The organism is Phaeobacter sp. PT47_59 (genome assembly GCF_028890025.1).
GTDB lineage: Bacteria > Pseudomonadota > Alphaproteobacteria > Rhodobacterales > Rhodobacteraceae > Phycobacter.
The window spans coordinates 128,374-141,042 of the sequence record NZ_JARCJL010000004.1 but is presented as its reverse complement, the minus strand read 5'-3'; the positions used below and the strand labels follow the sequence as shown (position 1 = coordinate 141,042).

10 protein-coding genes are annotated in these 12,669 nt (G+C 63.5%); 4 read left to right on the top strand and 6 right to left on the bottom strand.

Annotated features, from left to right (window positions below):
• Positions 1 to 67 precede the first annotated feature (67 nt).
• Together PXK01_RS05270 and PXK01_RS05265 are read left to right on the top strand one after the other, a co-directional pair.
• Complete coding sequence (locus tag PXK01_RS05270; RefSeq protein ID WP_274846573.1) at positions 68 to 949, top strand: LysR family transcriptional regulator ArgP; 882 nt, start codon at positions 68 to 70, stop codon at positions 947 to 949.
• A 100-nt stretch (positions 950 to 1,049) separates the two neighbouring features.
• Complete coding sequence (locus PXK01_RS05265) at positions 1,050 to 2,072, top strand: DUF1036 domain-containing protein (protein ID WP_274846572.1); 1,023 nt, start codon at positions 1,050 to 1,052, stop codon at positions 2,070 to 2,072.
• Between the two features lie 94 nt (positions 2,073 to 2,166).
• Here the strand turns inward: PXK01_RS05265 and PXK01_RS05260 are convergent, their stop codons facing one another.
• Positions 2,167 to 2,907, bottom strand: coding sequence for a YebC/PmpR family DNA-binding transcriptional regulator (locus PXK01_RS05260; RefSeq protein ID WP_274846571.1), 741 nt, complete (start codon positions 2,905 to 2,907; stop codon positions 2,167 to 2,169).
• A 224-nt stretch (positions 2,908 to 3,131) separates the two neighbouring features.
• On the opposite strand from PXK01_RS05260, the gene PXK01_RS05255 reads away from it, so the two are divergent.
• Positions 3,132 to 4,907 carry an SLC13 family permease gene (locus tag PXK01_RS05255; RefSeq protein ID WP_274859139.1) on the top strand — a complete coding sequence of 592 codons (1,776 nt, stop codon included), beginning with the start codon at positions 3,132 to 3,134 and terminating at the stop codon, positions 4,905 to 4,907.
• 7 nt (positions 4,908 to 4,914) lie between these two features.
• On the opposite strand, the gene PXK01_RS05250 is transcribed toward PXK01_RS05255, so the two are convergent.
• From PXK01_RS05250 to mgtE, 4 genes are all read right to left on the bottom strand, one after another.
• Positions 4,915 to 6,693 (bottom strand): SLC13 family permease, encoded by a 1,779-nt coding sequence (locus PXK01_RS05250; protein WP_274846569.1) that lies wholly within the window; start codon positions 6,691 to 6,693, stop codon positions 4,915 to 4,917.
• 181 nt (positions 6,694 to 6,874) lie between these two features.
• A complete protein-coding gene (locus tag PXK01_RS05245; protein WP_274846568.1) occupies positions 6,875 to 7,693 on the bottom strand; it encodes a TIGR00282 family metallophosphoesterase in 819 nt (272 codons plus the stop codon).
• A gap of 95 nt (positions 7,694 to 7,788) precedes the next feature.
• Entirely contained in the window at positions 7,789 to 8,352 is a 564-nt protein-coding gene (locus tag PXK01_RS05240) for a 5-formyltetrahydrofolate cyclo-ligase (RefSeq protein WP_274859138.1), read from the bottom strand.
• Positions 8,353 to 8,379: 27 nt separating this feature from the next.
• Positions 8,380 to 9,768: a magnesium transporter gene (gene mgtE / locus PXK01_RS05235; RefSeq protein WP_274859137.1), complete on the bottom strand. Its 1,389-nt coding sequence runs from the start codon at positions 9,766 to 9,768 to the stop codon at positions 8,380 to 8,382.
• A gap of 137 nt (positions 9,769 to 9,905) precedes the next feature.
• On the opposite strand from mgtE, the gene guaD reads away from it, so the two are divergent.
• Positions 9,906 to 11,216 (top strand): guanine deaminase, encoded by a 1,311-nt coding sequence (gene guaD, locus PXK01_RS05230; RefSeq protein WP_274859136.1) that lies wholly within the window; start codon positions 9,906 to 9,908, stop codon positions 11,214 to 11,216.
• Positions 11,217 to 11,218: 2 nt separating this feature from the next.
• Here guaD and PXK01_RS05225 read toward each other — a convergent pair whose 3' ends face one another.
• A complete protein-coding gene (locus PXK01_RS05225) occupies positions 11,219 to 12,559 on the bottom strand; it encodes an 8-oxoguanine deaminase (protein WP_274859134.1) in 1,341 nt (446 codons plus the stop codon).
• Between the last annotated feature and the right edge of the window lie 110 nt (positions 12,560 to 12,669).

Sequence of the window (12,669 nt, the reverse complement as noted above, 5' to 3'; positions counted from 1 at the left end):
CGCTTTGACTAAGTCCTCCGCTGTCGATAATCCAATTAAATATGATTAATTGAATTAAGGTATTCTAATGCAGTTCGTGCCGAACCAACTGGCCGCCTTGCGGTCTGTCCTGCGCCACGGCAGCTTTGAGGCTGCGGCCCAATCGCTCGGCGTCACGGCCTCGGCGATTTCGCAACGGGTCAAGGCGCTGGAGGACCGGACCGGCACCGCCCTGGTGCACCGGGGACCGCCCAGCACCGGCACCGCCGCCGGTCTGCGGCTTGCCAAACATGCCGAAGATGTTGCCCTCTTGGAGGATCAGGTCGCGCGGGACTTGGCGCTTTCGGCCCCCGGCAGCGCCGCCCAGCTGCGCTGCGCGATCAATGCCGACAGCCTGGCGACCTGGTTCATCCCGGCCATGGCGGCCTGCCCTGATCTGCTGTTCGACCTGGTGATCGACGATCAGGACCACAGCGCCGACTGGTTGCGGCGCGGCGAGGTTTCGGCTGCCGTCACCTGCGGCAACAAGCCGGTGGGCGGCTGCACGCTGCATGATCTGGGCGCGCTGCGATACGTGGCAACCGCAAGCCCTTCCTTTGTGGCGCGATGGCTCGCAGAGGGGGTCACCACGACCACATTGTCGGCCGCCCCCTGTCTGGTCTTCAACGCCAAGGACGCGCTGCAACGTCGCTGGATGGAGACCTACGTGGCCCCGGGACTGGCGCCCCCGGCGCATTTCCTGCCCTCCAGCCAGGCGTTCATCGAGGCCGCCAAGGCGGGCTTGGGCTGGGGCATGAACCCCTTGTCTTTGGTCCAGGATGCACTGGCGGCAGGGGATCTGGTGGAGCTCGTCCCGGGCACGCCGTTGGATGTGCCGCTTGGCTGGCAGGTGAGCCGCGTCATGGCCGCCGCGCTTGGGCCTGCAACCAGGGCAATCGTCCGCACGGCACGACAGCATCTATTGCAGTGACACCATAGCCAACAAAACGGCGGCCTTGCCTCGCCTTCAAATTTCTTGCGCGACCTCTTTGGCTTGCCTAGCCTGACCTAAAGTAATGTCAGGGCATATTATGAAAAAAGCATCCTTCGGCCTATTGCTGGCCTGTACCGCAACGCCTGCTTTGGCCGGGCTGGAAATCTGCAACGATGCCGACAAGAGCCTGAGCGTTGCCATCGGCTATGCGGATGGCAAGACCTGGGTGTCGAAAGGCTGGTGGAATATCGACCCGGGCGCCTGCAAGACGCCGCTGTCCGGGGACCTGAAGAACCGATATTATTACTACCGCGCCAATGCCTCTGGCAGCCCCTTTGCCAGCGGCGACTATACGTTTTGCACGACGTCCTCGGCCTTCACCATTGCCGGTGATACGGAATGCGGCAACCGGGGCTATGAAACCACCGGCTTTCGCAAGCTGGATACAGGCGAAACCGCCAAGCATTTCACCCTGACCCTGGTCAACACTTCAGACAAGAAGAGCGATCCTGCCCCGGCACCGGTTCCCGCCCCTGCTGCGCCGACCGGTGTTGCGCCTGCAGGCACCTATGGTGAACCCTATTCGAACATGGCGAACCTTCAGGAGTGCTATTCGGAAGGCGTCCGCACCTGCAGTTTCCACGCGGACGGAACGAAATTCTACGTCACCGATGACGGGCGCACCCCCCAGTTTGTCTTTTCGATCATGGGCAACCTTGATCCGGGCACCCCAATCCAGGTCGAGGGTGACCTTGAGGCGCTCTATGACCGCAGTGCCGATGTGGTGCTGCGAGACGTCACCATCCGCCCCTGGACCAATGCGGATTCCATCCTGAACCGCATGCAGGGGCACTGGTATTCCGTCGATGATCCCAATGCGCAATTTACCGTCCTGGGGTCGGAGCGGGACAACACCTATGATGGGGCCATCACCGGCCGGGATTATCTTTCGGTGACAGATTGGTGCGACGGTATGGAGGGGGGCGGCCCTTATCTCTATGCCCGCGAAGAAGAAACCGGCGACTCCTACTGCTATGCCATCGACAGCATCTCCGATTTCGAGATGACCCTGATGTATCTGCCGCGGGGCAATTTCCTATCCTACCGCAAGCTGGACTGATAGCGCCCCCAAACGAAAAAGACCCGTCGGATTGGCGGGTCTTCTTTATCAAGCGTCTATACCTGCCGGCATCTGCCGACCTGGCACCAGCCGATCAAAGCTGCGCCATCACCTCGTCGGAGGCTTCGAAATTGGTGGTCACGCGCTGCACGTCATCATCGTCTTCCAGCGCATCCACCAGCTTCATCAGCTTCTGCATGCCTTCCAGGTCCAGCTCGGTGGTGGTGGTCGGCTTCCAGATCAGCTTGGTCGATTCAGATTCGCCCAGCTCCGCTTCCAGCGCGTTCGACACCTCGTTGAGATCGGTATCGGCGCAGTAGATGCTATGCCCGTCTTCCGAGCTTTCGACATCTTCGGCACCTGCCTCGATCGCAGCCATCATCACGGTATCCGCATCGCCAACGGACGCCGGGTAGGTCACCTCGCCCTTGCGGTCGAACATGAAGCCGACCGAGCCGGTCTCGCCCAGGTTGCCGCCGTTCTTGGTGAAGGTGGAGCGCACGTTCGACGCGGTGCGGTTCTTGTTGTCGGTCATCGCCTCGACGATCACCGCAACGCCGTTGGGACCATAGCCTTCATAGCGGATCTCGTCGTAGTTCTCCGCATCACCGCCAATGGCCTTCTTGATCGCACGTTCGATCACGTCCTTGGGAACCGACTGGCTCTTGGCTTCCTTCACCGCCAGGCGCAGGCGGGGGTTCTTGTCAGGATCCGGATCGCCCATTTTTGCGGCCACGGTGATTTCCTTGGCCAGCTTGGAAAAGAGTTTCGAGCGCGCCGCATCCTGGCGGCCCTTGCGGTGCTGAATATTCGCCCATTTTGAGTGGCCTGCCATGTGCCAGTCTCCATTCTTAGCGGTTTTGCGTGTCGGAGCGTTTGATACAGGCAGGCCGTGCGAGCCGCAAGAGATTGGTGCCACCAGCGCCGCGCTGGTCAAAATGCTCCGCCTGAGCAGAGGGTGCGGCTTGTACTGGCGCAGGATATAGCTTGTGGTAACAGTGGCCCTGAGACTGGGCACCCCCCCCGATAAAACGGGACGCGATTTAGGAAAACGCAGAAATGACATTTGACCAAGGCATTCTTTTTGCGATCTTCGCAGCCGTTTTCGCCCTGCTGCTCTGGGGGCGCTACCGATACGATCTGGTTGCATTCTCGGCGTTGATGGCGGCGGTTCTGCTCGGTGTCGTCCCCACCAAGGATGCCTTTGCCGGATTTGGCCATCCCGCAACCTTGGTGGTGGCGCTTGTGCTGATCGTCTCCGCCGGGCTGGTGCGGTCGGGGGCTGTGTTCCTGATCACCCGAACCCTGGTCGACAGCACCCGCGCGCTTGGCCTGCACATTGCCCTGATGGGCGGGGTTGGCGCCGTGCTTTCGGCCTTCATGAACAACGTGGCCGCCCTGGCGCTGCTGATGCCCGTCGACATCCAGACCGCGCGCAAGGCGGGTCGGGCGCCGGGCCTCAGCCTGATGCCGCTCAGCTTTGCCACCATCCTCGGCGGCATGGTCACGCTGATCGGCACCCCGCCCAATATCATCATCGCCTCGATCCGGCACGAGACCCTGGGCACCCCCTTCGGGATGTTCGATTTTGCCCCCGTCGGCCTGGTCGCCGCCTGTGCGGGCCTTGCCTTTGTGGCGCTGATCGGATGGCGCCTGATCCCCCAGCGCGAGAATGCCGCGGGCGCCTCCGAAGCGCAGATCGCGGACTATATCGCAGAGCTGACCGTGCCAGAAGACTCCTCCCTGGTGGGCAAGCGGCTTGGGGAGCTGGACAGCGAGGCCGAAAAGGCGGATGTGGCCATCCTCGGCCTGATCCGGGAGGGCAAGCGGCTTTATGGGCGGGCCGCCGGGTTCACCCTGCGCGCCGCCGACACCCTGGTGATCGAGGCAACGCCCGAAGCGCTGGACGAGTTCCGCACCGCCCTGTCGCTTGATTTCGCCGATGCCGCCCGCCAGGAAAAGCTGACCGCCGCCGGGGAAGGCCTGGAGCTGGTCGAGGTGGTGGTGCCGGAAACCGCCCGCGTCAACGGGCGTAGCACCCAATCCATCGGCCTTGCCTGGCGCCAAAGCACGGTTCTTTTGGGCATTTCCCGACAGGGGCGGCGTCTGACCAGCCATATCCGCCAGACCGTGATCGAACCGGGTGATATCCTGTTGCTGCTCTGCCCGCGCGACCGCGGCGCCGATGTGACGGACTGGCTTGGCTGCCTGCCACTGGCGCAACGTGGGCTTGCGGTCACCGCCAACGACAAGACCTGGATGGCCATCGGCCTGTTTGCCGCCGCCGTCATCGCCGCCTCTGTCGGGATCGTCTACCTGCCCGTGGCGCTGGGGCTGGTGGCCGTGGCCTATGTGCTGACCAAGATCCTGCCGGTGGCCGAGATCTACGACCATGTGGAATGGCCGGTGGTCGTTCTTCTGGGGTCGATGATCCCGCTGGGGGCCGCGCTGGACAGTTCTGGCGGCACCCAGCTGATCGCCAACGGATTGATCGGCCTGACCGAAGGCCTGCCCGCCTGGGCCATTCTGACCGTGCTGATGGTGGTCACCATGACCCTGTCGGATGTCTTGAACAACACCGCGACGGCCATCGTCGCAGCCCCCGTGGGAATCCAGATGGCAACCGCGCTTGGCGTCTCGCCCGATCCCTTTCTGATGGCGGTGGCCGTGGCCGCCTCTGCCGCTTTCCTCACCCCCATCGGGCATAAGAACAACACGCTGGTGCTGGGTCCCGGTGGCTATCACTTCGGCGACTACTGGCGGATCGGTCTGCCGCTTGAGATCCTGATCGTGTCGGTTTCGATCCCCGCAATCCTGATTTTCTGGCCGATGTAACCGCCGGTCACAACGGCCAGATGAACGGGATGACCGCCGAGGCCAGGAGGCCGATGCTGAGGTTCAAGGGAACCCCGACCCGCAGGAAATCGGTGAACTTGTAGCCCCCCGGACCATAGACCAACATGTTGGTCTGGTAGCCGATCGGCGTCGCAAAGGAGGCCGAGGCCGCAACCATCACCGCGACCACCAGCGGGCGCGGATCCAGTCCCATCGCCTGGGCCAGGCCGATGGCGATCGGCGTCACCACCACGGCAACCGCGTTGTTGGAGACCAGCTCGGTCAGGACCGAGGTCAGAAGGTAGACCGCCCAGACCAGCAGGAAGGGCGGCAGGACCGACAGGCCCGGCGCCAGGAAGCTCACGATCAGGCTGACCGCGCCGGAACTTTCCAGCGCCGCACCGATGGCAAGCATGGAAAAGATCAATGCCAGCAACCGCCCGTCGATGAAGGAAAATGCCTCATCCGCGTCGATGCAGCGACCGATCAGCACCAGCGCCACCGCAACAATCGACAGCATCAGGATGGGTGCCACCCCAAGTGCTGCCAGCACCACGATCCCCAGAAGCGCCGCAATCGCATAGGGCGCATGGCTGCGGCGATAGGCGCGCTGTGTCGGCTGCGAGACATCGGCCATATCCGTATCCGCGGCAAGGCGCTGAATATCCTCGGGCGCCCCTTCCAAGAGCAGCGTATCGCCGACCCTCACCACCAGATCATCCAGTTGCACGCCGATGTTCTGATTGCGCCGATGCACCGCCAGCACATAGACACCATAGCGGCGGCGCAGGCGCATGGCCCCCAGGGAACGCCCCACCAGGCGGCAGCCGGGTGTGATCAGCACCTCCACCGTCTTGGTCTCCACCGCCGAGACCTGATCGACCCGCTTCAACTCCTTGTTGCTTTGCAGGCTCAACAGCTCGGTCATCTGGGTGCGCAGGACCACCCGGTCGCCCACCTGCAGCTCAACCCCCTTCAGATTGCGCCGCAGCGAGACATCGCCGCGAATGACGTCGATCAGGCGCACGCCGGGCCGTTTGAACAGTTGAACGCCGGTGACCTCGCGGCCGATCAGGTTGCTTTCCGGAGGGATCACCGCCTCGGTGAAGAACTTCATCTTGGAGCGGTCGCTCAGCAGATTGGCAAGGTTGTCGCGGTCCGGCAGCAGCCGCGGCGAGATGAAGCGCAGGTAGATCATGCCCCAGACCACCAGGATCAACCCCAGTGGCGTCACCTCGAAGATGGTGAAGGGCGCCAGACCCTGCGCGCGGGCCACACCATCGACCAAGAGGTTCGTCGAGGTGCCGATCAGCGTCAATGTGCCCCCCAGAATGGCCGCATAGCTGAGCGGGATCAGCATCTTTGAGGCAGAGACACCCAGCGTGCGGGAGATCTGTACAAAGACCGGGATCATCACAACGACAACCGGCGTGTTGGAGACGATGGCCGAAGCGCCCACCACGAAGCCCATCAACATGGCAACGGCCAGCTTCGGGTTCACCTCGGCCTGTTTGCGCGCGCTCTGGGTGAAGGCATCCAACGCGCCTGTGCGCACCAAGGCGCCCATGATGATGAACATGGCCGCAATCGTCCAGGGCGCCGGGTTGGACAGCACCGGCAGGGCAGCATCATAGGGAAGCACCCCCGTCACCAGCATCAGCGATACGCCCGCCAGCGCCACAACTTCGGTCGGGTAGCTTTCCTTCAGGAAGGCCAGGAACATCGCCGCGACGATCAAGAGCGCAAGAATGGCGCTACCGTTTTCCGCGATTTGAAATGACTGCATATCGGGCAATAGACTCACATTCGTTGCGCAGGGTGGACCCCGGCGATCAAGACACGCCGGCGCCGAGTTTTCCCGATCGGAAATGGAGAGGCAAGGGCTTCAGCATCCTTGCCGGATCCAAACTCGAAATCGGGATGAATTTACGGCAAAGCGCCAATTGGCGGAACAGACGTCTTCGCGATCAGGCTTGCGGCCCGGCGTCTTGCAACAGGCCACCATTGCGCACCATTCGGATCTCCTTGGCGGCACCGGTCCTGTCGTCGGTTTCGATGAAAACCCCCGACAAGGTTGCCTCCCCATTTGCCGGGGTAAATCGGCTTTTCGGCATTCCGGTCAGGAAACGGCGCATCGGTTCTGCCTTTTCCATACCGATCACAGAATCATAATCGCCGCACATGCCCGCATCCGTCAGGTACCCGGTGCCCCCTGCCAGGATCTGCGCATCCGCAGTCGGCACATGGGTGTGGGTGCCAACAACCAGGGACGCCTTGCCATTGCAGAAATGTCCCATCGCCATCTTTTCAGAGGTGGCCTCGCAGTGCATGTCCACGATCACCGCCTGGGCCAACCCGCCGCGCGGATGGGACTTCAGCACGCCTTCGACCGCCCCGAATGGATCATCATAGGCGCGTTTCATGAAAACCTGGCCCAGCGCCTGGGTCACCAGAACCTTGCGCCCTCCGGCGGCATTGAACAGCCGGTGCCCCCGCCCCGGCGCCCCCTTGGCAAAGTTGATGGGCCGGATGATGCGCGGCTCCTTCTCGATGAACTGCAGCATGTCCTTTTGATCAAAGGCATGATCACCCAGCGTCAGGCAATCCGCCCCCGCATCCAGCAGCAGCTTTGCGTGATCGCCGCTCAGCCCCATGCCATTGGAGGCATTCTCGCCGTTGACCACCACGAAATCGAGCCGCCACTCCTTGCGCAGGCGCGGCAGGTTCTCGGTGATGGCGCGGCGCCCGGCGCGGCCCATCACATCGCCCAGAAACAGTATTCTCATGCCCTCTCTCCTAGGCCTCGAAGCGGATGGGAGCAAGCCCCGCCACGGCGGCAGCATGGGGTCTCGGCGCGAAATGACGTCACATTTTCCGGCATTCAGCGCCGAAACTGCAGGATGCGGCTTTCCGTCACCACCATGTCGAGCGGCTGATCGGTCGCTTCCAGCGGCAGGCTGTCAGCCTCCTGCGCTTCAAAGGCAAAGCCGATGGCCAGGGTCGCCCGGCGCGCGCGCAGCTGTTGCAGCGTGCGATCATAGAAGCCGCCACCATAGCCCAGGCGACCGCCGGACGCATCAAAGGCCACCAGCGGCACGATCACGATCTCGGGCTCGAAAAAGTCATCCACCTCAGGCACCCTGGCGCCAAACGGCCCGTCGCGCAGCGCGCCCTCCGGCTGCCAGCGGCTGAACCGCAGCGGCAGCCCCTCGCCTTCAATCACCGGCAGGCCGACATCGCCATGGGCGGCGGCCTCGGCCATGGCGGGCAAGGGATCGATCTCGGTGCGGATCGGCATGTAGCCTGCCAGCGGCACGCCGCGGTATCCGGCCAGCACCTCGGACAGGTGCCCGGCCGCCCCCGGCTTTTTCATCTCAAACGCCGCCTTGCGCCGCGCAAAGGCGGCCTTGCGGGCGCCTGCCTTGATCTGAGCAAGATCCGTCATTCACTCCTCCCGCACAGGTCTTCAGAGCTACAAGAGTACCAGCGCCGCAAGGCCGAGGAAGGCAAAGAAGCCCACCACATCGGTCACCGTGGTCACAAAGGCACCAGAGGCCAGCGCCGGATCGACGCCGACCTTTTCCAGAATAACCGGCACCGCCGTCCCGGCCAGACCGGCGACGACCAGATTGATCACCATCGCGACGCCGATCACCGCGCCAAGCATGGGGGAGCCGAACCAGACGATCCCGACCACCCCCATGACCACCGCGAATATCAGCCCGTTGACCAGCCCGACCAAGGCTTCGCGCCGGATCACCCGCCAGACGTTGGAGCCGGTAAGGTCGCGTGTTGCCAGCGCCCGCACCGCAACCGTCAGCGATTGGGTGCCGGCGTTCCCGCCCATCGAGGCCACGATCGGCATCAGCACCGCAAGGGCAACAAACTGCGCGATGGTCGCCTCGAACAGCGCGATCACCATCGAGGCCAGCACCGCCGTCACCAGATTGACCGCCAGCCAGGGAAAGCGCCGCTTGGTGGTGTTGATCACCCGGTCCGACAGGCTGCCCTCGCCGACACCGGCCAGGCGCAGGATGTCCTCTTCGTGTTCCTCATCCAGCACCACCATGGCGTCGTCGATGGTGATGACGCCGACCAGCCGCCCCTCGTCATCCACCACGGGGGCCGAAATCAGGTGGTACTGGTTGAAGGCATAGGCGACATCCTCTTCATCCTGATCGGCGGGGATTACCTGAAAGGTCTCTTCCAGGAGGTCCACCAGCGGCACATCCCGGCGCGAGGACATGATCCGTCCAAGCGTCACATTGCCCACGGGATGCAGGCGCGGATCGACCACCACCACGTGGTAGAACTGCGTCGGCAAATCGGACCGCTCGCGCATCAAATCTATGGCCTGCCCCACCGTCCAGTGTTCCGGGGCCATGACAACCTCGCGCTGCATCAGACGGCCGGCGGAACTCTCGGGATAGCTCAGCGATTGTTCAACCGCGATCCTGTCGGAATCCTCCAGCACCCCCAGGATCGCCTCCTGCTGCGGCTCTTCCAGGTCCTCGAGCAGATCGACCACATCGTCGCTGTCCAGGTCGCGCACCGCCTCAGCCAGAACCTGAGGCGTCAGGACCGCGATCACCTCTTCGCGAATCGACTCGTCCAGTTCAGACAGAATGTCGCCGTCGAATTCACGATCATAAATGCGGATCAGACGGGCACGATCAAAGGCGTTGATCTGCTCCAGAAGGTCGGCGATATCGGCCGCATGCAGCGGCTCCATCAGGTCCGCAAGGCGCGCCTGATCGTTGGTATCCACCGCATAGAGGATCTGCGCCACATGCTTGCGATCCAGCGTGTAGGCATCCTCCTGCACGATGTCGGATCCGCTGATCTCGTCGCCTCTGCTCATGCGCTGCCTCCTTGGTGCCGGTTGTTTCATGAATAGAAGAAGCAGCTACCGAAAAACAATGACAATGACGGAATTTACCCCCAGCCTCGTCGCGCCTATCCTGTGACTGGTCACCCTGCGCGAAAGGACACCTGCAGATGAACACAAGACCCATGCCTGATACCCGCACAGGGCATATTCTACGCGGTCAGGTCCTGTCCTTCACGCAAAGCCCTTTTGGCGCCGCAGCCCCGGACGAGGCCGCCACCCTGCATGACGCCGTCGCGTTGCAGAACGGTGTGGTAACCGCCCTCGGAGCCTTCGCGGATCTGCAACACCGCTTCCCCCAGGCCCAGGTCCACGATCACAGGGACAAGCTGATCCTGGCCGGCTTTGTCGATGCCCATGTCCATTATCCGCAAACCGCGATCATCGCCAGTTGGGGCAAGCGGCTGATCGACTGGCTGAACAGCTACACCTTCCCCGAGGAAATGCGGTTCAAAGACCGCGCCTACGCCGAAGAGGTCGCCGCGCGCTATCTGGATCTGACGGCGGCCCATGGCACCACCACGGTCTGCAGCTATTGCACCATCCACCCCGAAAGCGTCGATGCCTTCTTTTCCGCCGCCCAGGCCCGCGGGCAACGGGTGGTGGCGGGCAAGACCTGCATGGACCGCAACGCGCCCGAGGGCCTGCGCGACACGCCCCAATCCGCCCATGACGACAGCGCCGCATTGATTGCCCGCTGGCACGGGGTGGATCGCCTTGAATATGCGATCACGCCGCGGTTCTCTCCCACCTCGACGCCAGAGCAGCTGGAAGCGATGGGCGCGCTTTGGGCCACCAATCCGGACTGCCTGATGCAGACCCACCTGAGCGAGCAGACGGATGAGATCGCCTGGGTCAAGGAGCTGTTCCCGAAGGCGCGGGACTACCTGGACACCTACGAGAGTTTCGGCCTCTTGGGCGCGCGCGGGGTCTATGGCCATGCCATCCACCTGGAGCCGCGCGAACGGGACCGCCTGCGCGAACACGGCGCGGCTCTGGTACATTGCCCCACATCGAATACCTTCATCGGTTCGGGTCTGTTTGACATGGGCGGGCTGATGGCCGAGGGGCAGCGCATCGGCCTTGCCACGGACACCGGCGGCGGCTCCAGCTTCTCCATGTTGCGGACCATGGCGGCGGCCTATGAGATCGGTCAGCTGCGCGGAACGCCCCTGCACGCGGCAGAGCTGCTGTGGCTGGCCACGCAAGGGTCGGCCCGGGCGCTGCGGCTCGATGACAAGATCGGCAATATCGCACCGGGCATGGAGGCCGATCTGGTGGTGCTGGATCTCGCCTCCACCCCCGCGATCGCCCAGCGCGCGGCCAGGGCAAATGACATTTGGGAAGCCACCTTTGCCACGATCATGATGGGCGATGACCGGGCCATATCCGAGGTCTGGATCGGCGGCCAAAAGGTCTGAGATCAGCCCTGCTCTGCCAGGGCGCGGGCGAGCCGCCCGTGACGTTCCAGCAGGTGCGGCAGGTCGATGCTGGCGACCTCACCGCCCGAGATGATCTGACGCCCTTCGACGAAAAGGTGCTTCACTTGGCTCGGTCCCGCCAGCAAAAGCGCCGCCGGATCCCAACTGCCGCTGGAGGCAACGCCACTCACATCCCAAACCGCCACATCGGCGCGTTTGCCAGGGGCAAGCCGTCCGCAATCGGGGCGCCCCAGGATGTCGGCACCGCCACGGGTGGCGATCTCCAGCGCCTCATAGGCGCTCATGGCATCGGCACCGTTTGCCACCCGCTGCAACAGCATGGCCTGACGCGCCTCGCCGATCAGGCTGGCCATGTCGTTGCTGGCCGATCCGTCCACCCCCAGCCCGACCGGGACACCCGCATCCCGGAAGCTGCGCAGCGGAGCGATACCGCTGCCAAGGCGACAATTGGAACAGGGGCAATGGGCAACGCCGGTGCGGGTGCGCGCGAAAAGATCGATCTCCGCCGCATCCAGTTTCACGCAATGTGCATGCCAGACGTCATCTCCGGTCCAGCCCAGCTCCTCGGCGTATTGGCCGGGGCGGCAACCGAACTGCGCCTCGGAATAGGCGATATCCTCGTCGTTTTCCGCCAGATGGGTGTGCAGCATCACCCCCTTGTCGCGCGCCAGCAGGGCGGCATCGCGCATCAGTTCGCGGCTGACCGAAAAGGGAGAGCACGGCGCCAGACCGACCCGGCACATGGAGCCTTCGCTGGCATCATGGAACCCGTCCACCACCCGGATCATGTCCTCCAGGATAGCGCCTTCCTCTTCGACCAGGCTATCGGGCGGCAGGCCGCCCTTGCTTTCGCCGATGCTCATGGCGCCACGGGTGGGATGGAACCGCAGGCCGACCTCGTGGGCGGCATGAATGGTATCTTCCAGCCGGGATCCGTTTGGATAGAGGTAGAGGTGATCGGAGCTGAGCGTGCAGCCCGACAGCGCCAGTTCCACCAACCCCAGCTGCGCCGAGACGAACATCTCCTCCGGGCCGAAGCGCGCCCAGATCGGGTAGAGCCGCTGCAGCCAGCCGAACAGTAGCGCATCCTGCGCGCCGGGAACGGCGCGGGTGAGGTTCTGATAGAGATGGTGATGGGTATTGACGAGGCCCGGCGTCACCACGCAGCCCGCCCCCGAAACGATCTGCCCAAAGGTCTGCAGCCCCTGCCCCACTGCCGCGATCTGCCCGTCCCGGATCAGGACGTCGGCATCGTGCAAGACGCGAGCATCGTCATCCATGGTGATGACGGTCTGGGCATTCTGAATCAGGGTTTCCTGCATGGTTTCACACTCCGATATCGCCCGTTTCGGTGGTGAAGTGTGAAGAAGGTCCGACAGAATACGGGCAAAGGACTCGGGCCTGCCCTCAGCTATAGCCCGGCATCCAGCCT

Excerpts from the sequence above, each read along its gene's own strand:
- PXK01_RS05270 (WP_274846573.1), top strand. The coding sequence starts at position 68 with ATGCAGTTCGTGCCGAACCAACTGGCCGCCTTGCGGTCTGTCCTGCGC.
- PXK01_RS05265 (WP_274846572.1), top strand. The coding sequence starts at position 1,050 with ATGAAAAAAGCATCCTTCGGCCTATTGCTGGCCTGTACCGCAACGCCT.
- PXK01_RS05260 (WP_274846571.1), bottom strand. The coding sequence starts at position 2,907 with ATGGCAGGCCACTCAAAATGGGCGAATATTCAGCACCGCAAGGGCCGC.
- PXK01_RS05255 (WP_274859139.1), top strand. The coding sequence starts at position 3,132 with ATGACATTTGACCAAGGCATTCTTTTTGCGATCTTCGCAGCCGTTTTC.
- PXK01_RS05250 (WP_274846569.1), bottom strand. The coding sequence starts at position 6,693 with ATGCAGTCATTTCAAATCGCGGAAAACGGTAGCGCCATTCTTGCGCTC.
- PXK01_RS05245 (WP_274846568.1), bottom strand. The coding sequence starts at position 7,693 with ATGAGAATACTGTTTCTGGGCGATGTGATGGGCCGCGCCGGGCGCCGC.
- PXK01_RS05240 (WP_274859138.1), bottom strand. The coding sequence starts at position 8,352 with ATGACGGATCTTGCTCAGATCAAGGCAGGCGCCCGCAAGGCCGCCTTT.
- mgtE (WP_274859137.1), bottom strand. The coding sequence starts at position 9,768 with ATGAGCAGAGGCGACGAGATCAGCGGATCCGACATCGTGCAGGAGGAT.
- guaD (WP_274859136.1), top strand. The coding sequence starts at position 9,906 with ATGAACACAAGACCCATGCCTGATACCCGCACAGGGCATATTCTACGC.
- PXK01_RS05225 (WP_274859134.1), bottom strand. The coding sequence starts at position 12,559 with ATGCAGGAAACCCTGATTCAGAATGCCCAGACCGTCATCACCATGGAT.